Source organism: Paenibacillus sp. GQ49, from assembly GCF_059759055.1.
The window spans coordinates 280,757-301,840 of record NZ_JCAXEL010000004.1; the positions used below are offsets into that span (position 1 = coordinate 280,757).

Annotated in this window: 20 protein-coding genes; all 20 read right to left on the reverse strand. The window is 47.7% G+C overall.

Annotated features, from left to right (window positions below):
- Window positions 1-264: 264 nt before the first annotated feature.
- The 20 genes from AC6CIF_RS10590 to AC6CIF_RS10685 all read right to left on the reverse strand — a co-directional run bounded on the left by AC6CIF_RS10590 (window position 265) and on the right by AC6CIF_RS10685 (window position 20,985).
- Window positions 265-1,290: an MsnO8 family LLM class oxidoreductase gene (locus AC6CIF_RS10590; protein WP_498199536.1), complete on the reverse strand. Its 1,026-nt coding sequence runs from the start codon at window positions 1,288-1,290 to the stop codon at window positions 265-267.
- Window positions 1,291-1,311: 21 nt separating this feature from the next.
- Window positions 1,312-2,727: a deoxyguanosinetriphosphate triphosphohydrolase family protein gene (locus AC6CIF_RS10595; protein ID WP_076209597.1), complete on the reverse strand. Its 1,416-nt coding sequence runs from the start codon at window positions 2,725-2,727 to the stop codon at window positions 1,312-1,314.
- Window positions 2,728-3,411: 684 nt separating this feature from the next.
- Complete coding sequence (gene htpG / locus AC6CIF_RS10600) at window positions 3,412-5,292, reverse strand: molecular chaperone HtpG (protein WP_074093900.1); 1,881 nt, start codon at window positions 5,290-5,292, stop codon at window positions 3,412-3,414.
- A gap of 825 nt (window positions 5,293-6,117) precedes the next feature.
- On the reverse strand, window positions 6,118-7,017 hold the full coding sequence (gene nikC, locus AC6CIF_RS10605) for a nickel transporter permease (protein WP_036611363.1): 900 nt from the start codon (window positions 7,015-7,017) through the stop codon (window positions 6,118-6,120).
- Window positions 7,018-7,054: 37 nt separating this feature from the next.
- Window positions 7,055-8,059, reverse strand: coding sequence for an ABC transporter permease (locus AC6CIF_RS10610; protein ID WP_498199538.1), 1,005 nt, complete (start codon window positions 8,057-8,059; stop codon window positions 7,055-7,057).
- Between the two features lie 207 nt (window positions 8,060-8,266).
- A complete protein-coding gene (locus AC6CIF_RS10615) occupies window positions 8,267-9,913 on the reverse strand; it encodes an ABC transporter substrate-binding protein (RefSeq protein ID WP_498199695.1) in 1,647 nt (548 codons plus the stop codon).
- Between the two features lie 948 nt (window positions 9,914-10,861).
- Window positions 10,862-11,809 (reverse strand): glycoside hydrolase family 25 protein, encoded by a 948-nt coding sequence (locus tag AC6CIF_RS10620; protein ID WP_498199540.1) that lies wholly within the window; start codon window positions 11,807-11,809, stop codon window positions 10,862-10,864.
- A gap of 359 nt (window positions 11,810-12,168) precedes the next feature.
- Window positions 12,169-12,669: a phage holin family protein gene (locus AC6CIF_RS10625; protein ID WP_498199542.1), complete on the reverse strand. Its 501-nt coding sequence runs from the start codon at window positions 12,667-12,669 to the stop codon at window positions 12,169-12,171.
- Window positions 12,670-12,745: 76 nt separating this feature from the next.
- A complete protein-coding gene (locus tag AC6CIF_RS10630; RefSeq protein WP_091033896.1) occupies window positions 12,746-12,904 on the reverse strand; it encodes a hypothetical protein in 159 nt (52 codons plus the stop codon).
- On the reverse strand, window positions 12,904-13,197 hold the full coding sequence (locus AC6CIF_RS10635) for a hypothetical protein (RefSeq protein ID WP_091033898.1): 294 nt from the start codon (window positions 13,195-13,197) through the stop codon (window positions 12,904-12,906). The genes AC6CIF_RS10630 and AC6CIF_RS10635 overlap by 1 nt, the downstream gene beginning before the upstream one ends.
- The gene (locus AC6CIF_RS10640) at window positions 13,197-13,616 is read right to left on the reverse strand and encodes a hypothetical protein (protein ID WP_091033901.1); all 420 of its coding nucleotides are present in this window, start codon (window positions 13,614-13,616) and stop codon (window positions 13,197-13,199) included. Before AC6CIF_RS10640 ends, AC6CIF_RS10635 begins: the two co-directional genes overlap by 1 nt.
- 2 nt (window positions 13,617-13,618) lie before the next feature.
- Window positions 13,619-14,263, reverse strand: coding sequence for a hypothetical protein (locus AC6CIF_RS10645; RefSeq protein ID WP_498199544.1), 645 nt, complete (start codon window positions 14,261-14,263; stop codon window positions 13,619-13,621).
- Window positions 14,264-14,917, reverse strand: a complete 654-nt coding sequence (locus tag AC6CIF_RS10650; RefSeq protein ID WP_498199545.1) for a phage tail protein — start codon at window positions 14,915-14,917, stop codon at window positions 14,264-14,266.
- Complete coding sequence (locus tag AC6CIF_RS10655; protein WP_498199547.1) at window positions 14,917-15,507, reverse strand: YmfQ family protein; 591 nt, start codon at window positions 15,505-15,507, stop codon at window positions 14,917-14,919. Before AC6CIF_RS10655 ends, AC6CIF_RS10650 begins: the two co-directional genes overlap by 1 nt.
- Window positions 15,508-15,641: 134 nt before the next feature.
- On the reverse strand, window positions 15,642-16,781 hold the full coding sequence (locus tag AC6CIF_RS10660; protein ID WP_498199549.1) for a baseplate J/gp47 family protein: 1,140 nt from the start codon (window positions 16,779-16,781) through the stop codon (window positions 15,642-15,644).
- A 4-nt stretch (window positions 16,782-16,785) separates the two neighbouring features.
- Complete coding sequence (locus AC6CIF_RS10665) at window positions 16,786-17,241, reverse strand: DUF2634 domain-containing protein (protein WP_498199550.1); 456 nt, start codon at window positions 17,239-17,241, stop codon at window positions 16,786-16,788.
- Window positions 17,234-17,644, reverse strand: a complete 411-nt coding sequence (locus AC6CIF_RS10670; protein WP_498199552.1) for a hypothetical protein — start codon at window positions 17,642-17,644, stop codon at window positions 17,234-17,236. Before AC6CIF_RS10670 ends, AC6CIF_RS10665 begins: the two co-directional genes overlap by 8 nt.
- Window positions 17,637-18,623, reverse strand: coding sequence for an XkdQ/YqbQ family protein (locus tag AC6CIF_RS10675; protein ID WP_498199554.1), 987 nt, complete (start codon window positions 18,621-18,623; stop codon window positions 17,637-17,639). Before AC6CIF_RS10675 ends, AC6CIF_RS10670 begins: the two co-directional genes overlap by 8 nt.
- On the reverse strand, window positions 18,620-19,252 hold the full coding sequence (locus AC6CIF_RS10680; RefSeq protein ID WP_498199696.1) for a LysM peptidoglycan-binding domain-containing protein: 633 nt from the start codon (window positions 19,250-19,252) through the stop codon (window positions 18,620-18,622). The genes AC6CIF_RS10675 and AC6CIF_RS10680 overlap by 4 nt, the downstream gene beginning before the upstream one ends.
- Before the next feature lie 56 nt (window positions 19,253-19,308).
- The gene (locus tag AC6CIF_RS10685) at window positions 19,309-20,985 is read right to left on the reverse strand and encodes a hypothetical protein (RefSeq protein WP_498199555.1); all 1,677 of its coding nucleotides are present in this window, start codon (window positions 20,983-20,985) and stop codon (window positions 19,309-19,311) included.
- Between the last annotated feature and the right edge of the window lie 99 nt (window positions 20,986-21,084).

The following is a 21,084-nucleotide window of genomic DNA, read 5'->3' on the forward strand; positions in this document are numbered from 1 at the left end:
TCGGTCATCCCGAATTCAGGTGCGTTTGTCATTGTTTTCCCCTTCTTTTGACCTCTTGTCAAAAGAACTTATCTATATTATATCGATAGGAAAATAGACGTAAAGTATTATAACATTATTTTGTCATTAAGATGCTTGATTTTGTAAAAGATTGTTGAATCTTGACAAAATCCAAACCGAAGAGCTGCAGCATACGGTAAAGTCCCGATCTGCAGCTCTTCGGTTTGTTCGGATTTCAACGGCTAACATCATAAAGCGATCAGCCTAGTTCAGGATTGCTGTCTTATGCTCAGCCAGCAATCGATATGAATCCAATCTGCGCTCATAATCTGGTCCTACCGTAACCAGAAGCAACCTTTCCGTATCCAGCCTACTACTCACCTGTAGCAATCGAGCCCATACCTGCTCAGGTGTACCTGCATAGTGCCGAACCGATTCATTTTGATCACTAACGGCCTCATCATTCGTGTCAGAGCCCGCGATACCACTTGAATTCGGCTCGGTTGAACGTTCTTTCCCATTCGGCTCGCGTCTCTCCGCCATGTCACGACTCCAGGCCATAGCATCCGTCTCTGACTCGGCACACAATACGCTCACTGCCACCATAACCTCAGGCTCCTTCATCGTTTCACTAGGAGTAAAGCCTTCTCGGTATCGCCTTACAGCTTCTGTACCATCGGCATCACTCATGAATTGACCAAAGACATATCCCATGCCAAACCGTGCCGCATATTCTGCACTCTTCACGTTAGTTCCCAACATCCAGAGTGATAACGGAAGCTTGGGAATCGGACGAGCTGTCACGGGATGATCCTCGTACATGTAGCGGTCTTCGAGCAGTTCTGTGAGTGCTGCGAGTGATTCAGGCAACTTGGACACATGCTGCAAGTAATTGCCACTGAGTGCCATCGTGGCATGAGGTCCACCGCCAGGAGCACGTCCGAGCCCAAGCTCGATGCGCCCCGGATAGAGCGCAGCCAGCAGGCGGAATGACTCCGCAACCTTGAGTGGGCTATAATGCGGCAACAAGACCGCACCAGAGCCAAGTTGGATCGTTGTTGTCCTTGCTCCGATGTGCGATAACAGTACTTCGGGAGAAGCCGATGCCAGTTCAGCCATATCATGATGCTCTGACGTCCAGTATCGGGCATATCCCCAAGCCTCGGCATGTTGCGCAAGTGTCACCGATTGTTGAAGCGCCTGCTCCGCAGTTGCATCGTTCAACCTTGGAACAAGGTCAAGAACGCCCAGACTGAACGTCTCACTCATTCGCTTAGCCAAGCGTCTCATCTCCCTTTATATCGGTTAATTTTAATCCAGATCGTAGATCGAACCCACCTTCAGACCGTAGAGTTCATTATATATTTTCTCGGCAAATGCATCCGTCATACCTGCGATATAATCGATCACCATGTGTTCCCAAGTCCAGATTGGCTGGGCTTTGGCTTGATCCTTCTCATACCGCTGCAGCCAGTCAGATGGAATAATGGATTTGGACGTTTCCGGATCGAGGAATGCATCCCATAATCGCTTAATCATCCACTCACTGCGCTTCTGTAGCCGCTGCACACGCAGGTCACGAATCATGGTCACCCAGGCAAAACTCTTGAGCACACTCACCGTACGCAGCATATCAAGGTCTTCAGCCCCTTCACGGACAAAAGTTACCTTCTTCCAGTCGCCGTCGTCAATAACGCCAAGACTGCCTACAAAAAAGCTCACCCAGTAGGCTTTCACCTCACGGCGGGTACGCGAGTAATCATGCTCGCAGAATGGCATCTTCTCATTCCAGATGCGCAGGAACGAAGCGAGGACCTCTTCTACCTTTTGCCCAATCGCTTCTCGGGTCCATCCGTTCCAGAACAGATCCTCCAGCGTTGTAATTTTATCCACAATCAGTCGATTCACATGCGGATCTTGCAGGAAATGCTCATGTACTTCAATTTTGCCTGCTTTGATGCCATCCTCCAGGTCATGTGAGGAGTACGCAATATCGTCGCAAAGGTCCATCAACTGTGCTTCCAGCGTCTTCTTGCCTGCCGGCACGTTCCAGCGATCACGGATCTCCCGAATATATTGCCACTCATGATGATACATGCCTTTCTTGCTCTCTGTCCCGGGGTACGGATACTTGTTGATTCCTAGTAATACCGCATCAGACAGGTTCAGTCCGTCGATATCTTCACGTTTCTCCAAGTGCATAATGAGACGGAAGTTGTGCGCATTGCCTTCAAAATGCTCGTATTTCCGTTTTAACTCAGCACGTACTTCAGACTCGACCTTGGGAACTTTGGCGCTGCGGCTTTTTTTCATGATTTTCTTAGCCTCGGTGTTGATGAGGTCATCCAGAATGCCATCTAATACTTCTTCACCTTTATGTCCAAAAGGCGGGTGACCAAAATCATGTGCGATTGCAGCGCACTCCACCACTTCTGAATCAATAATAAGGCCGGGGTTGTCCGCGCGGTCCCAGTCTACCTCAGGAAAACGGCGAATCAGACTTCGGGCAGCCTCTCGTGCAATCTGTGCCACCTCCAGGGAATGGGTCAAGCGAGTACGATAATAATCACCCGTTCCTGCGCCAAACACCTGCGACTTGCCCTGTAACCGACGGAAGGTCGGTGAATGAATGAGTCTTGAATAGTCCCGTTCATACGCTGCACGAGATCCATCCAATTTGGTTAATTCAGGATATTGTCTATGTTCTCTCAGATCGTTCCATTGCATGGGGATCACTCCTAGCCGACTGTCTCTATTTTGAGTGATTATACACAACATCTGTGGTTTCGAAAAGTAAAACCTGTCTGCGATTGTCATCTCTTCTTACATCAACTTGTAATGAACAGTCATCTTCTCTTATTATACCCTGCCAGACTATCATCCGTGCATCTAAATGACAATGATTCATATTGAACTCATTATTCACATATGCTCGCTCCATAGCAGAACAACCATAAGTACTAACGTGCCATCAGATGGCCGTTCCGGTTACGGATCGTTCTTCTGATCGCTGTTGTCTCCAGGTTTTCTGAATTCCCTTTACTAGGGAAAAACCCGGAGACAAAGGCGAACGCTTCGCTTCTTCAGAATCGATTCCGTCCCCTTCACTACTTTTGCTGTCTTTTAAATACAATAATCGTATTCACCAGTTCTCTCGCAAAAATCGAATGAAGATCAAGCTCAACTAATAATAATATCATCATTTACTTCAATGATAGTCTGCCCCCCCCCCCACCCTTCCCGGTATGGGTAAAAAAACAAAAACCGACAGGACGGAAATGCCCTGTCGGATGAATATGGTGGATGCAGCGTTGCGATTTAGCTACTAAACTTAATATTCACGCAGTCTACTCTTGAAGCTACATGAATTTTTGCATCAAGGATATTATCGCACCCTTGTACGCCGGATTTTTACACCATAACCTTACAGATATCGTTAGTGAACTCTACTGGATCTTGAATTGGCAATCCCTCGATCAGCAATGCCTGGTGGTACAGCAGGCTTGTGTAGAGGTTCAGTTTTTCCTGATCCTGCGCGAAAGCGTCTTTCAACGATTTGAAGACATCGTGATTCACGTTGATTTCCAGCACTTTGTCGGCTTGTACGTTTTCGCTGTTCGGCATAGCTTTCAAGATTTTCTCCATTTCAATCGTCAGCTCACCTTCGGTGGACAAACATACCGGGTGGCTTCTGAGACGTTTGGAAGCTTTAACCGCTTTGACTTTACCCGCTAATTGAGCTTGCATCGCTTCAAACAACTCTTTGTTGTCGTTGTCCTGTGCGTCCGTTTCTTCTTTGTCTGCGCTATCTTCGATGCCCAGGTCACCACTGGAGATGGATTTGAATTCTTTCTCCTTGTAGTTCGTGATCATCTTGATTGCGAACTCGTCGATGTCATCGGTAAAGTACAATACTTCGTACCCTTTCTCAAGAACACCCTCGATCTGCGGCAGCTTCTCAATACGGCTAATGGACTCACCAGATGCATAGTAGATGTACTTCTGATCTTCCGGCATTCTGGAGACGTATTCGTCCAGGCTCACAAGTTTGCTCTCTTTGGAAGACGTGAACAACAGCAGATCCTGCAATGTATCCTTGTTCACACCATAGTCGCTGTATACACCATATTTCAATTGACGACCAAACGCTTGATAGAACTTCTCGTAGTTCTCACGCTCGTCCTTCAGCAGGCTTTGCAGTTGGCTCTTGATTTTGTTCTTGATGTTCTTCGCGATCAGGCTAAGCTGACGGTCATGTTGCAACATCTCACGGGAAATGTTCAGGGACAGATCTTCGGAATCCACCATACCTTTAACAAATCCAAAGTAATCTGGCAACAGATCCCCGCACTTATCCATGATCAATACACCGTTGGAATAGAGTTCAAGGCCTTTTTCATACTCTTTGGTGTAGTAGTCAAACGGCGTGTTCTCCGGAATAAACAGGATTGCATTGTATACCACAGCGCCATCTGCGCTAATGTGCAGGTGTTTGAGCGGTTTGTCAAAACCGTAGCGTTTTTCCATATAGAAGTTATTGTAGTCTTCTTCGGTCAATTCGCTTTTATTTTTACGCCAGATCGGCACCATGCTGTTCACGGTTTGTTCTTCTTGATATTCCTCAAACTCATTCTCCGTGCCCTCTTTCGGACGTTGACCCGTTACATCCATCTTGATTGGGTAGCGAATGAAGTCAGAGTATTTCTTGATGATGGATCTCAGGCGGTACTCTTCCAAAAATTCGTCATATGAATCTTCTTCGGTATTTTCTTTGATCGTCAGGACGATCTCTGTACCTACGGAATCTTTCTCAGCTGGTGTGATTGTGTAACCATCCGCGCCTTCGGACTCCCATTTCCAAGCCTCGTCGCTGCCCAGCGTTTTACTTGTTACGGTCAGCTTGTCCGCCACCATAAATGCCGAGTAGAAACCAACCCCGAATTGTCCGATGATGTTGTGACCGTCTTTAGCTTCATTTTCCTTCTTGAACGCCAGAGAACCACTCTTAGCGATAACCCCCAGGTTGTTCTCCAGCTCTTCCTGCGTCATCCCAATTCCGGTATCCGTCAGTGTGAGCGTGCGGTTTTCCTTGTCAATCGTGAGCTTGATGAAGTAGTCCTCTTTGTTGAAAACGAGCGAATCGTCGGTAAGTGCTCTGTAGTAAATTTTATCAATGGCGTCACTGGAGTTGGAGATCAATTCTCTCAAAAAGATTTCTCTTTGGGTGTAAATGGAGTTGATCATCATATCCAGCAAACGCTTGGATTCTGCCTGGAATTCTTTTTTAGCCATGAATGGTTGGACTCCTTTCAGATTGGATATCGAATGATTGGATTGAAAATAGAAATAACTGAGATATGCCTACGGCCATTAGACTCTAGAACCTTAGATCGCTCTAGTCCACAGATACTGTGATTCACTCTAATGGCTCATTGTAAAAAAAAAGTGCATGACGTTCTGCAATGTAGCCGTTCCGGTTACGAATCGTTTTTCGGATCGCTGTTATCCCTGTATTTCTTTGATTCCCTTTTTTAAACGGGAGAAATTCGGTGATAAAGGCGAACGCTTTGCTTCCTCCAAATCGATTTCGTCCCCTGCACTACTTTCGCATTTGATCAGCGACTGATTTTTTTAGGATAGAGATCATCAATGAAGTGATATCTTTTATTAAACGTGGAATGTCGCGTCAGGTCTGTTGTGCCCCTTTGGGCTTCGCATGTCTGACTCAGGTTCAATCTCTATTTTCAAAAACAGAATCATTCCATATGTAAGCTTATAGTAAAAACATCATCTGTTAGCACTCTGATGATCGGAGTGCTAAACCCTTCCTTTTATATAACATATGGGAAAATTGGGTGTCAATACGCAGGAGGTTATTTTAACAAAAAGATCGAATAACCCTTCAACTTTTGCACATCACCAATCATTTTACCGTAATCCCGCAGGTAAAACAAAAGCCGCCTCGAACCAAAGTTCGAACCGGCATGGTGAAAGATTGTGATGTGTCTGTTGATATATCGGCTAGTATCAAAACATTCCCGTCTAATGTACATTCGAATATCCTCGGTCTTACGGTATTGAGACTGATGTTACGGTTACGGTTTGAGTTTGATAATTCTACTTTTTGACCATTTTCGGATCAAGGGTGTCGCGCAGGCCGTCGCCCATGAGGTTGAAGCCGAGAACGGTCAACATAATGGAAACTCCGGGGAAGATCAGTGTCCACGGTGCTTTTTGTATAAACTGACGGGAGTCTGACAGCATTTTTCCCCATTCCGGGTCGGGTGGCTGTGCACCCATACCCAGAAATCCGAGTGCAGCGGCCTCGATGATCGCCGTCCCAATTCCGAGTGTACCTTGCACGATCAGAGGAGTAAGGCTGTTAGGCAAGATGTGGCGAAACAAGATTCGCCCGTTGCCCGCTCCAAGTGTCCGCGCCGACGTAATGAATTCCTCCTGTCTCAAGCTGAGTACCCGTGAACGCACCAATCTTCCGTAGGTCGGGATGTTCACGATGGCGATGGCGAGCAGTGCATTTTGCAACGACGGTCCCAATATCGCCACAATGGCGATGGCCAGTAATATCCCCGGAAAGGCGAGCAAGATATCAAATAAACGCGAGATAAGCATGTCCGCCCATTTTCCATAAAATCCGGCAATTAAACCAAGCAACGTACCCGCGATAATGGAACCAATGACGGAGAAGAACCCCACCCACAAGGAAATACGCGCCCCGTGCAGCACTCTGGAAAACACGTCACGCCCCAGATCATCGGTACCAAACCAATGCTCTGCCGAAGGGGCCTGAAGCCGATCCACCAGCACCTGTTCCTTGTAATCGTAAGGTGCGATGTAGGGCGCAAGGAAGGCCAACAGGATAAAAAATACGATAATAATTAGACCTGCAAGCGCAAGCCGATTTTTCCGAAACGTTCTCCACGCTTCCCGCCATGGACCGGATGTACTCGCCGACGCAGCGTCAATGGATGGTCCGGTGTTGGTCGATAATTTGGCCATGCGGTGTCTCCTTTCTTGGATATGAATGTTGAATTCCCTATTTATAACTAATTCGTGGATCAAACACAGCGTAGAGCAAATCTACAATCAGATTGATCACCACGAAAAAAAATGCCACGATCAGAATGCCACTCTGGATCACCGGATAGTCCCGCGAACTAATCGCTTCATATATATAACGTCCCACGCCCGGCCAGGCAAAGATCGTTTCGGTCAACACCGCACCCCCGAGCAATGACCCAGTCTGGATGCCGATAACCGTAAGCACGGGTATAAACGCATTTTTAAGTGCATGTCCATATACGACAAAAAACGGACCCAGTCCCTTCGCCTTTGCTGTACGAATGTAATCGGAACTCATTACTTCCAGCATGCTGGAACGGGTCATCCGGGCAATAACGGCCATCGGAATTGTTCCCAATGCAACACTTGGTAGAATCAAATGTTTCGTTACGGTCCACAACTGATTCCATTGTCCAGCAATCATCGTATCCAGCACATACAAGCCCGTAATGGCATCCACCGGATCACGTGCATTCATTCGCCCAATGGACGGCAGCCACTGTAACTTGTTCGCAAACAGCCATTGTTCCATCAGACCTAGCCAGAAGATCGGCATCGATACCCCCACCAAAGCAATGACCATACAGCAATAATCAAACCAGGAGTTGTGCTTCCATGCACTGACAATCCCGGCATTCACCCCAATAATGACAGCAAACAACATACTTGCCATCGTTAATTCAAGGGTTGCTGTCAGATAAGGCACAATTTCCTGGGCAATAGGCACCTTGGTGCGGATGGATGTTCCCAGGTCGCCTTTGAGCAAATCGCCCAAGTAGGCGAAATATTGCTGGGACCAGGGTTTATCTAGTCCGAGCTGATCACGAAGCGCTTGCTTGGATTGTTCGGTTGCCTTTTGCCCAAGTATGGTCTCGGCCGGGTCACCCGGAATGGCGTGGATGATGGAAAAGACAATCAGGGTCATGCCCAGCAGTACGGGCAGCAACACAAGCACACGTTTGACAATATAGCTGTTCAATCCTGTTCACCTGCCTTCGACATATCGTGCAAAATAAAAAGCGCCGGCAGAAACGCATGCTTTGGATAGTTACGTCCGGATGTGGGTTCTGCCAAGCATTGCGTCTCACCAGCGCTTTGAGAGAAAGAATTAAAACGTAATCACTCCGAACTGTAGTGCCATCTTCAGATCGCAGTTATCCTGATATGGATAAGTTCAGCTTACAGCTTACTCGAAATAAGCACCGGCATAGGATTCGGTGCCCAGTGGAGAAGGGACGAACCCTTTCAGGTTGGCTTTCCCCGCCAGAATTGGCGTCGTGTGTACCAGAGGAATCCATGGTGCGTCTTCCTTGATCATCGCCTGCGCTTGTTTGTACAGTTCAGCACGCTTCTCCTGATCGGTTTCTTTCTGTGCACCCGTCAGCAAAGTGTGTAATTCTTCGTTTACATAATAACTGCGGTTGTTGCTTGGAATGGCATCTTTATCCAGCAGTGTATACAGGAAGTTATCTGGGTCACCATTGTCACCTGTCCAGCCGAGCATGTAAATGTCGTCCTTCTCCCCGGCCTTTGTATCTTCGAGATACGTTGCCCACTCCGGTGATTCGATGGTGACGGTCACTCCGATTTTCTCAAAATCGGCCTGGATTGCTTCCGCTACCTTCTTGCCATCAGGCATATACGGACGGGATACTGGCATCGCATAGAAGGTTACCGGATCAGGCAAACCGTCAGGGAAGCCAGCTTCGGCTAGTAAAGCTTTTGCTTTTTCCAAATCATATGGGTAATCCTCAATGGTATCGTTGTATCCCCACAGCGTTGGTGGCATCGGGTTCACAGCAGGTTCAGCTTGTCCAGCAAAGAACGCATCAATGAGGGCCTGTTTGTTCACCGCATGGTTGAGGGCTTGTCTGACTTTGACATTATCAAATGGTTTCTTCTTGAAGTTAAAGCCGATATATGCCACGTTGAACGGTGGACGCTCGATCTTCTGTAGCTCGCTGTTGCCTTCAAGAATGGACAGATCGTCCGGGTTCAGGTCTTCCATGACATCAATCTCGCCGTTTTGCAAGGCATTGAAGCGAGCGGTATTATCCGGAATGGAACGCACGATTACTTTGTTCAGCTTCGGTAGTCCTTCTTTCCAGTAGTCCTCGTTTTTCTCTAGGGTGATGGAGTCGTTACGCTTCCACTCTTTGAATACAAATGGGCCGGTGCCCACAGGCTCGCTCTTGAAGTTTTCTTTTTTCTCCTGAATCGCGGTTGGGCTGGCAATGCCAAATGGCGTCATCGCAATATTTTGCAGGAAAGGCGCTTGTGGCTGGTTCAATGTGAACTCCACCGTAGTCTCGTCCGTCGCCTTCACTTCCTTGATCACACGTCCATCCTCTGGACCAAACATGGAATCGTAATAATCGAAGGAATCTCCCTCGAATTTATATTCACTCGCCGGATCGCCCCAGCGGTTGAAGTTGAACACAACAGCCTCCGCGTTGAAGTCAGTTCCATCATGGAATTTCACACCGGACTTCAGCTTAAACACATACTTGAGTCCATCCGCCGAAATCTCCCAGCTCTCTGCTAGTCCAGGAACGACCTCTGTTCCGCCTTCCTTGTAGTCCAGCAACGAATCAAATACCTGATGTCCAATCTTCAGTGACTCCCCATCTGTCACAATCGCCGGGTCGAGTGCAACGGAATCCCCACCACGTCCCATAATCATCGTATCCTGGGCTACCGTTTCGGTTGGAGGGTCGGTTCCTTCTGCCGGAGCAGGCGTAGTCTCCCCACTTTCATTACTGGAGCAACCGGACAACACCAATACGGTACTTAAGGCCATCGTTAGAACACCGGACATCCATTTTTTTCTCATTCGCATACGTACAACACCCTTCCCTGTCTCATAATGTGTGTGATGCTGGCATGAAAGATCTCCAATGTTGGCAATCGGTTTGGTGCTATGTATCATATAAAAGGCTTTAAATGCCTGTGATACCTGAATTAAAGTTCTGGGAAAAATAAAGCATGTATATGAAATGTAAACACAGCATGGGATACAGGTAAATAATGAGTATAAGTAAATATCAGATCATCGTGCACATGGATTAAGGATCTCGATTGATTACTTTTATAGAAAAAGAAAAAGGTTCAACAACGTATCTTGTGAGATGAATTTATGAAATTGAATGAGATTATTGCGTTTTATTTGAACTTAGGTCAATAAGCAACAGCGAGTGGGTATGGACTGGTAAGAGCAAGTTTAAATTGGTAGATTAAAAATACTGATGGGCATATGGATACTACGCTGCTGGCTATGCTATAAAGTCTGCTCCTTGAGCGGGTCGCGGATCATTTTGAGTATGGAATATGGAGTGTGGGAGCTGGACTAGGTATCGTTTGCAATACGGACGAAAGAAACTCAACATAGGCTAGGTTGTTTGATGAATCGTGTAAGTTGTTTAAGGTGGTGGCTTTCTCTTGCAGATTGGATGTGTAAAATGTATGAACGAGTCATCTTGAGATGTTGGATTGTACAACAGGGAGACATTACAATAACGTCATATGTTATGGTTTTGTCATGATGAGGAGGATTGTGTAAATAAACTGTGGTGAAAAACAATTTCGTGTAACTTACTTTACATCACATTAATCAATTAGACAAGAGATTTACAGACATAAGTCTTCAACTTTATTATATGCGTTAATATTACTTACACAAAACACAAAAAAGGAACACAGTTCGACAAAAGGCGTCTCGTGTTCCTTCTCCACTCAATCCACATTTATATAAAATCAACATTCTACTTTGCTAAGAATCAGCTCACTTTTTAAACAAACCTCTGCGATGCATCACGGTAATAAAACGGTAAAAATCATAACTCGCCCCATTATCGATGCTGAACAATGGATTTTTGGTGTCATATGCCAGTGCTGCATCCACAGCTGCTTTCGCCCATACTGGAACTTCCATCTGCTGACGCGCCTGCAGTTTGTCGACCTGGGATTTGAGCGCATCAAACGCTGCTTTCTCTTCGGCTGTCATCGGTTCGCCCCCTTTCGGTGGTTCAGTTGGTGGATTCGGATGACTTGGATTCGTCGGATTGGATGGCTCCGGTGGTTTCGGAGTTGCTGCTGCGTATCTTGCTCTGAGCTGTGCCGCTGTTCCCTCGAATTCATTCATATCCACGTTGCCACTAATGCCATTCACCTTGCCTGAATCCGTATACTGCCAGAACGTCCAACGCTTCCATGCCGGCTGGTCATCCGGTACACGGGTGTTGCTGTAACGCGCGATCCACAGATCGTATGAGCTGAGTGATGTGTCAAAATTCCTGGCAAATGAGTTGCCCGTGTATATAATCGGTTTTACACCTGTCAGACGTTGTAATTCGGTTAAAAAAGCTTTGGCAACTGTATTCATCTGCGCTTTGCTCAGGTTGCCGGGGTTGTTCTCGTAGTCCATAACGGGTGGCAGTTGTAAGGCCTTTGCGCCTCCAACTTTGTTAAGTGTGTTGGCATAATGTGCCGCTTCTGCCTTGGCACCATCGGTAGATGTCGCGCGGAAGAAATGGTACGTTCCCACCAGCATGCCCGCCGCCAGTGCACCTGTTACATTTTTCTGGTAATTTGGATCGGTATATGTCTGTCCCTCAGTTGCCTTGATGAATACAAATGTCATGCCACTTGCCTTCACTTTGGCCCAGTCAATATTGCCCTGATATCGGGAGACGTCAATGCCCTGTGTGTTGCCCGAACTTCTCGTTTGCATGTTTCTCACACCCTTTATGCGGCAATTTGCCGTTTGTATATATTTAATGCGGTTGAGTTAGGGGTTGCTTGTGTGCGTGTCCCTGATGTGTTGGATATGAACTGAGCCTTGTTCACACGGACACTCCGATGACAGAATAACCTTCCAATCGCTGTTATCCCCGGATTTTTTTGATTCTCTTTATAAAGGGGAAAATCCGGGGGATAAAGGCGACCGCTTCGCTTTTTCAGGTTTTTTCTGTCCTCTCCGTTATTGTGTGAAAATGTTAAGTTCAATCTGTATAGATGTATAGTTCAAAAAAACTACACTTGCGGTGTTCAGCAACGGTATAGTAAAGAAGACACTAAAAATATTTCAAACTATTTAACGTTATCTTGAGTTTCAGAAGGTTCAACATCCTCTGTTTCTGGATTGGAAAAAGAATTTTTGCCCTTCGGGGAGAAGTTACCGGGGAGTTCCCCGGTTCCCCCTTTGCCCTTGAGCACTTCAATGGCTTGCCGAATCACAGGCGGAATCGGAGCGCCCAACTTGCCCCCATTCTCGATAATGGACAACAATTCATTTGCGATATAAAAAAAGGCGACCGCATCCCTGAACAAATGTCCGTCTCCCAGAACACCGTCCACCAGATGAGCCACCGATACCATTGCAAATATAAATACCTTTCGTGCGATACCGAACATCCCAACATTACTTTCTAACTTGCCACTCATGCCCGCCGCCGCGATGCCAGTAAGGTAGTCGAGGATGACGAATACGAGCAATACGCCCAGCACGCCTGACCAACCTCCGAAGAAGTAGGTTACCGAGCTGCTCATGAGTGCAATTCCCCATTTCCATAGGGTATCCCATCGTTCCATGGTTTCACCTCCTTTGGTTTTTAAATACCAGCTGCTCCACAGGGCATAAAAATAGCGCACCACGTAGGTACGCTTGTTAAACTCCTTCGGTTTTTGACAAAATGTAATTCTCAACGGCTTGACGGTAATCGTCATTGGTGATGTCATCAAGCAGGTATACTTGGCTGGTCTTTGGATTAAGTCCTTTATTCAAGATTCTTTCTGCTGCAATACGTACCACAACTTCATTTACCATCACAAGATCCCTCCTGTATTTTCATTGGCTAACAACAAAATCTGTTCTTCCAATTCTTTTATTTTCTGCTGTTCTGGTGTTTCGACAATGGGAAGCTCCTCTAAAACTGGTTGTTTCGTAGCAGGATCGATACTGACAATTCGATGAGTGTGATAATCGATTGCCCCATACTCCAAATCGATGTAATGTAGTTCAGTGATTTCCTTCCTCGGAAGTACATCACCTTGTATTTCACCAGCTCGATAGATGATCTCACCGTCTTGATCGTATATAATTCTAATCCCAATATTCATTATTCGTATGCCCTCCAATAAAATGGACTTGATGTCAATTCAAAATATGGCAACGGTACCTGAAATCCACCGTTTGTGATATAAGTTCTGCCAGCGCTTTTGTCCTCTACTCGGAAATCAACCCACATTGTTCCTGTGCTTGTCCATCTATACCCGTTGTACACAGGATAGCCGTTATCTATTCTTTTGGAATTATAACCCAATATAAAATCCTCATCATCATGAAAAGTGATAATGATTTGCGATGGTAAAAAATCCAGATTGGTAACACTTATATATCCGCAGGTAAATGCAGTTCCATCTGAGTAAAGAAATCTTTTATTACCTAAGTTATATCCAAACCCTGAAGCAAACTTCCTTCCCTTATCTGGACCATCCAACCTATAATTATTCAATGAGTAACTATCAAGTGTCGGCATTATTACACATCCTTTGTTACAACATGGACCACAAGTTGTTGATTAGATGCTACTTGTGTAACGATTAACGTCTCGTTACTATCAATTACTGCATCCATGAACGGAACAATGATTGTTTGATACGGCAAGATTTTATAGAACGTTGCCAGGTCATTGTTGAAGGTGTATCCGCTCGAATAATCTCCGACCATAATCCGCACTTCCGGTGTTTCCCCGGACAAATTACAAATGACCATAGATTTAAGGATTCTCTTTTTTCCTGGACTTGAAAAAACTTTGTACGTGTTGTTTGTGAATTGTCTCGAAACCCTCAACCCCAAACCACTCAATAATCCTTCTGTTTCGATTCCGCTTATACGCATGGTTACATTGTTCACCAATCCGCTGTCGCATCTCACTTGTATTGTTTCTCCAGGCAAAACAACTTGGTCAACTACCGGAATTACTAAAGAACCAGAACCGGGGATAGTAGCAGCCCAAGTGATAGGGTAATTTCCACTGTAAATGGTGAACTTCATCGGACCGCTATTATTATTGGATACAATGATTGACTTGATAGTGAAGACCTTGCCTACCTTGCCTGTATAGACGGTGGTTAAACTAGTGGTTAGTCCCCCGGCGAATGCTACGACTGGTGTTCCCTTCATCTATAACGCCCCCCATAGGTTAGATTCATCCACATAAGCTACTATTGCGTTGTAGTCATCCACATCAAGAACTCGTTCGAACGGTTGCCATGATGTGTTGCTGTCACGTTTGTTACGCTTGTAATGCTTGTTGTTAGTCTGATTAGCCGGATCGGTGCCAGAATACATCTCTGTATATGTCTGATAGCCCCCTGTGCCTACCTTTACAGTTTCGACATACCCAAAAGATTCGTTTGCCCCCGTTGCTGTCTTCCAAGCCAACCCTTGCCCACCTGCACCTCCACCAACATAAAATACAGATATCCCCTCAGGGTATAATGTAATTGCTGCCTCAGGTGTAGCAAAGTTATTGACAAGCTTAATAGCGTTTTGTTTCTCATTTGCCAAATCATAAGCTTGCTTAATTGCATTTGGTGTGGCGGCTTTATCTGTCGAAGTATCATTAATTGCATCGGATAGTTGAACCTTACCTTTTACCGTAAGGGATGCATCCGGTATGTCCATCTCGCTCATCATTTGGCGTAACGCTTCGACTTCATCATGTGTCGCCACACCTGCATCAATCTTTTCAAAAATCCCGTTAATACTCTCCCGGGTCACATTCTCGTTCCCCAAGGGAAGAGGTAATTTCAGTCGATCTGTTTCTTTTGGCATTACGCCCACACCTCCAGTTCATTCCACGTCAAGGACGCGGCGTCGAGTTCGTCCCATGTCATCTGTTTGTCGTCCAGATCATCCCAGACCAGATAACGATATTTATATTCCACGGTCATATGGGCCGGTTTCAATTCTTCAATCGCCCGTTTGAGATCATCGATATTGGGCGGGATGCCCATCGTATCCACAAAGCTCACCGTAAAACTCCACGCTTCCGGCTGAAAAGTTACATCCACCTTGCCCCCGGCATACGCCTCAGCCACGTTCGCCACCAGCCTGCCAGAAAACTTCCCGGCCCCACGTAGCTTTGACTCCACCACGGCACGCCTCTGCTCCACAGGTTTGAGACGATCCGTCTCAATGCCGAGCTCCTGCTCCCAGAAGTCCAGCCCCCACGTCGCCGTCCGCACAAAAAACTGCTCCAACGTCTCATCTAACGCCTGATACAGCAGATCCATCTCGGTTCCTTTGGTCTGCATATCGGCCTGCATCACACGCGAAGTCTCGTAATACCTTGGCAAATACGAGAACAACTCCCGCCCTTTCTCACTCGTCAGTCCAACATCTACAATAGAAGGAGCAATCATGCCCTGTCCCCTCCCTTCCTTGCACATCGTCTTGGAGCATCTCGCTCACCAGCTTCAATCCGGATCGGCGTTCTCCCGATTTTCCTTGGTCTCCGCACTCCAAAATCGCTTGCTCGTCCACCATGTGCCCAACACTACTCATGCACATCCACCGTCCCCAGCACGGCCACCTGACTCGCGGTCATCTCAATATTCTGGTCACTTACACCGTTCACGGTAAGCTCCGAATAGTCGATAATGGGCGGAATGTCCAGCAGAATCGCGGCAATGCGAGTGTAACGAACGAGTGGATCGGCAAAAGCCAACTGTTTCAGATACGCGGTCACTCCGCGTTCGATCAACGCTCGTACATCGGCGAGTGTCGCATCACTTGCCAGCGTCAACTTCACCTGAATGTTCATTGGCACTTCCTCGGCGGGCATCACGGATACCACTGGCCCCGCAGGCGCAACACCTTCACCTTGCCCATCTTGCGTGGGATCAACGTATTTTTGTACCGCTGCCACCAGATCAGTACCTGCGGCACGTTTGTCCGTGTCCAGCAAATACATTCCCACCGTGCCTGGCCCCTGCCATAACGGAATGACACGCGTTGCACCTACACCTGGTACTTCACTGGCCCATTGCACATATTGTGATTTGTTGCCGCTTGTCCCTTGGTTGCGGACTTTGGCATAAAAGCGTTCCAGCAACGCCGTATCGGCCTCAATATCTGCACCGCCTTTGATCACATCAACGTTCGTGACAGAAGTCACGCCACTTACAGGTGTAGACAGCACAGTTACCGTGCCCGCAGGCACATTACTCTCTTTTCCGGCAACAAGCGCTCGCACGCCTACCACCCCGGAACCATCTGCATCCAGTTCCAAACGTCCCACTGTCTCATATTCGAGCGAAGCTTCAGCAGATACTTCATCCGCGAGTGTAGCCACGACCGTGCCCACAGGCACAACTTTCCCCGGCGTACCCATGAACCTCACTGCACCTTGTGCCGCCACAGCAGCCCGCCGCGTGATGCCGTGCTCTCCTGCCCGCAGATCGAGCTCTTCCGAACGAAAATTCGGATCACTGCTCGCCGCAGTACTAGCAAACCCTCGCCGAAGTAATTCCTGCGCCCACAATGCCGCTTCAGACAGCATAAACGCAACCGGAGCCTCCGCATCCCACAGAAACGATCCTTCCGACTTATCCAGATCCGCGGGCAGACGATCCAGCATACGCTGCATAATCTGTTCCTCCGTCTGGTCCTCCAAATAACGCGGAATCTCAGCCATCCCGTCAGATCACCTCACTTTCCAGAATAAACATCTCTTCCTGCACACTCGCCACCCGACACGAGAACATGCACTGTTCCCGATTCCAATCGAACGCAAATTGGTCTACCGAATCCGTGCGTGGATCAGCCAGCAACGTCTCCGTCACCATCCGAGTAATCTCACTTTCCATCACACCCCGGCTGTCACCCTGACCCACCAGATCCTCCAGCTCCGAACCGTAGTTTCGGGAATAGATCACATGTCTGTATCTTGGCGTTTTGACGGCCTTAATGCACCACTGTACCCAGGCTTCATGCCCACCAGCCGCAGCTACTTTGCCACTTGGGGTCAATACAAAATCCCCTGCATCATAATCGAATCGCCAGCTCCGCCCAAAGCGCACCTCTTCCGAAGCCGCCCCCGACAGATCCTCCTCATCCCCCCATACCACTCCCGTTTCCGGGAATAAACTAGGCATGCGCACTCACCACCTTACACAGCACCACAATGTCGTTACCGCCATTCACTCGCATCGCTAGTACGCGATCTCCGGCTTTCAGACCTTTGCCAAGAGACAACACCGTTTCTTCCACTTCCTCTTCTTGCAAAAGAAACCGTCCCGTGCCCGTCGTCCCGCCGTATGCCACGTCAGATATACCCGAGATCGCGCCAGCAGCCTCGCGCTCCGGCAGTCCAAGCGTGCCCGGTAACTCGGCCACGAGATAATCCTGCACTTCGTGCTTGAAATCATCCAGCTTCACGCCGGACGAGGTCATCGTCCCCAATACCGCGCCCATCCCGCTCACAGCCTGACGAGAATGGGTGCTCATCGCACCCCGCATGACGTCGGCAAAATGCCCATACGGATCATCTTTATTCAAGGTAATACCTCCTTTTCACCATCTCAGCTGTACCCAGTTCCAACGTCATCGTTCCAGGCCCAGCGGACAGATCACGGCTGACCGACATGACGATTAGCTTCAGTCCTTTTAACAACACCGCGTCCCCAGCACGAATCGTATTCACATCCGGTGCTGATATCGTAAAGGTCTCCTGAATACCCGTCAGATGACTTTTCGCCAGTTTTTTCGCGGCAGTTGTCGATTTCACCTGATCGTCCTCGACCAGTTTTTGCAATGTACCCAGTTCTTCCACATTATCCTGCTCAATCGCGAGCACTTTGGAAGGAACTTCTTTGCCATTGCCAGACTCCGACGCTGCCATCACTTTAACTTTGGTGACCGCTCCTTCGAGCGTACGCATCTGGGTCAGATCAATCAGTCGATCCAGCTCATACACCTTTGCATTACTTCCGACCTTGAAGAGCTGCAACCCGCCGGGTGTCATCCTTGGATGGTACATGTCCCCGCCGGACTTCGCCGTTTCTTTCAGATCGGCAAACATCATCGAGAAGATCGTCTGTGACCGATACACGGCTTTGCCCAGCTTTGTCTTGGTATCCGGCAGTGTAGCGTAAGGAATCTTCCACTCTTTGGCGTAGGTTTTAAGTCGTTGCGTAGCAGTCTGATCCTTCGGCAGCAGGAACTCGTCCTCCGATTTTTCCAGATAAATCATCCGGTCGTACACCGTGAGAGACAGCCGCTTGGTGCCGCTGTTCGAGCTTTCCACCTCCCAGATGACCGCAGGATGCAACAGATGAACCATGGATTTTTCGCCAAAAGGAACCCCGCTAATCCGCACTACCATGCCCGGTGAGATCGAAGGCAGACCGGAAGACGCAGACACCGCCAGCCGGATGTTGGCCTGATAAGAAATCTGGTCGAGCGAGTCCTTCAGTGTAATCGTCTCCACCAGCTTGGTGATGTCATATTTGTCGTCGACAATGACCTTGTAGGTCATGGCATCACCAGCTTTTGCCCGGGCTTGATCCGGTTTGGATCACTCCCGATGATCCTTGCGTTGAGCTTGTAGATCTCGTTCCATTTGGAACTGCTACCCAGCTCCAGCTTTGCTATTTTGGACAGGGAGTCGCCAGATTTGACGGTGTAGGTCTTGCTACTCTTTTTCAAATCGGTACGAGAACCTGACTTGCCCCCGGATGCCGCAGAACCGACCTTCTCCACTTTGGAATCCCGCCAGGTTCGCAGGGTAAGGTCGAAATAAATATCTCCCGTCTCCCCGCCGCGAAAGCTCGAATTAAGCGAAACAAGAAATACAGGAACGTTCACTCCGGTTTCGGAGATGATGAAACGCAGTGGCTTTTTGGAGATGAGAAAAGTGTTCAACACATTCATCGCCACGCGTGGATCCAGAAAATATTTTTCATCCATGCAATAGGACGGATCATATCGTTTCGGAAAAAAAGAAGAGAAGGTGATCTCCTTCACCTTCTCCCCTTGTGCAAAATCAAACTCGCCATGCTCCAACATATTGACCGTTTCATATCCCTTAGACCTGGAAATATTAACTTCTTCAGGGTTCACTGGGAATTGAAATGGAGTGTTGCCGTCCTTCAACGTAAATGACATTTTGTTAGGACCAACTTTATCTTCAAGTACTGACATATCTGCGGCCTCCTTTCTGCTTAGGCCATAATTGTTTTGCGATTTTGCATCGCACGGCGGAACTCGTTAGAGATACGTTGCCCCACCTGGTGAGAAACTGCGTCATAATCAATAGCGTTCTCCCGAACGGTCACTTGTACCGTACCCGGTGCAATATTCACAGCAATCTGGTTCGTCGTTTCCGTTTTGAAATCCTTAAGGTAACCTGCCAGACTGCTCATCTGTTCTTCGGAAATACGCACTGTGAGCGGCGAAGCTTTCTCATTGGGTTGACCCGCGTTATTCATTGCTACCGCTTGGGATTGCATCACACTTGTTCCCATAAGACCCGCAGCCGTCGGTGAACCAAATCGATTGTTCATGTAGGCTTCTGGACCGGTGATCGATAGAACTGCCGGCCTGTATGGAGGCGGCATCTGAGGTGCTATCGGTGGAGGGGGTGTTGTCTGCGTTGCTACAGGTGTTGAGGGTGACGTTATGACCGCTGCGGCTGGGGCGGTCTGCTCTTCCTTTTTAGAACCGAAACCAAAAAAACCTGCAACCCCATTGAACAAATTCGTCGTTTTCTCCGCCACGTAACTCGCTCCCTCAGAAGCAAATTTTGCTACTTTTGAGATGTCTTCCGCGTTGTTTTTTAGGAATCCACCTACCTTGTCACCCAGCCAACCGCCTGCCTTTTCACCCAGCCAACCGCCTATTGAACCGCCCAGCATGTTCCCAACTACCGGAATCGGAATCACACTGCCAAGAATACCACCAATCGTAGTCCCTACTGCATTACCAGCAACAGAACCGATCGCACGAGCACGATCCTCAGGTGGGGCGCTTGCAAGTTCTTTAATATTGTTATACATACGGAGTGGTGCGAACAATTTTCCCGCTCCTTTAACGAGGTTGCCACCAAGCTTGCTTATGATGCCAGACCCACCACTGCCTCCTGCCCCACTTCCGCTTCCGCTTCCACCAAAGAGACCTTTTACATCGCCCCACAATCCGTCGAATCCACCGATCAAATCGGACCCTGCGGACGAGAAATCATTCACAAACTTTGCCCCACGTTTTGTAACCTTGAACGCCTTTTTCAATTTATTCCCCGGTGTGGCAGGTGTTGTGATTTCTTTCCATAGCTTCTTCCCACTATTTCTTGCATCAAAGACTTTCCCCACACCAGATGAGATTGATTTCCCACGATCAAACATACCTTTCATCTTCTGCAAAAAAGTTTTCGGTTTCGCTTCGGCCGCTGGTGCCGCTCCAATATTGATAGAGTCTAGCTTGGTACTCAGCATATTAATAGATTGGGTATTTGTATTCAAAGCATCGATCAATGGCTGAGAATTTACATTAACGGATACTCCTGAGATTTGATGTCTGACTTTAAACTGTACTTTGGCTGTAGCGTGCAACAGCTTAGAACGAATCTGTTTCATTTTCCCAATCAAACCATGGAGTACTGGAGTAGCTTGATCATTAAGACCAATCGTTGGTGTGATTCTCAATCGACTCAAGCGTACAGCGGTACTATAGATACTTTCCAGTCTGCGCCCAGTCATTCTCAGTTCATTGTTCACCTTAATCAGGCTCTGATAACGAACTCTGCCCAGACGTTCGGTTGAGCGTTGGATCTGATCCAGATAACGAAGGGTTGTCCGCATTTCCGCATTGGACTTGGATAAACCTACAATCATTTCTGCCATTTTTTCACCTCCTGCCTTATATCGTTATCGATTCATTTGCGAGGTTATCGCTGTCATTTCCTCTTCAGAAAATGCAATCAACAGCGAGCGCTCCCCGCG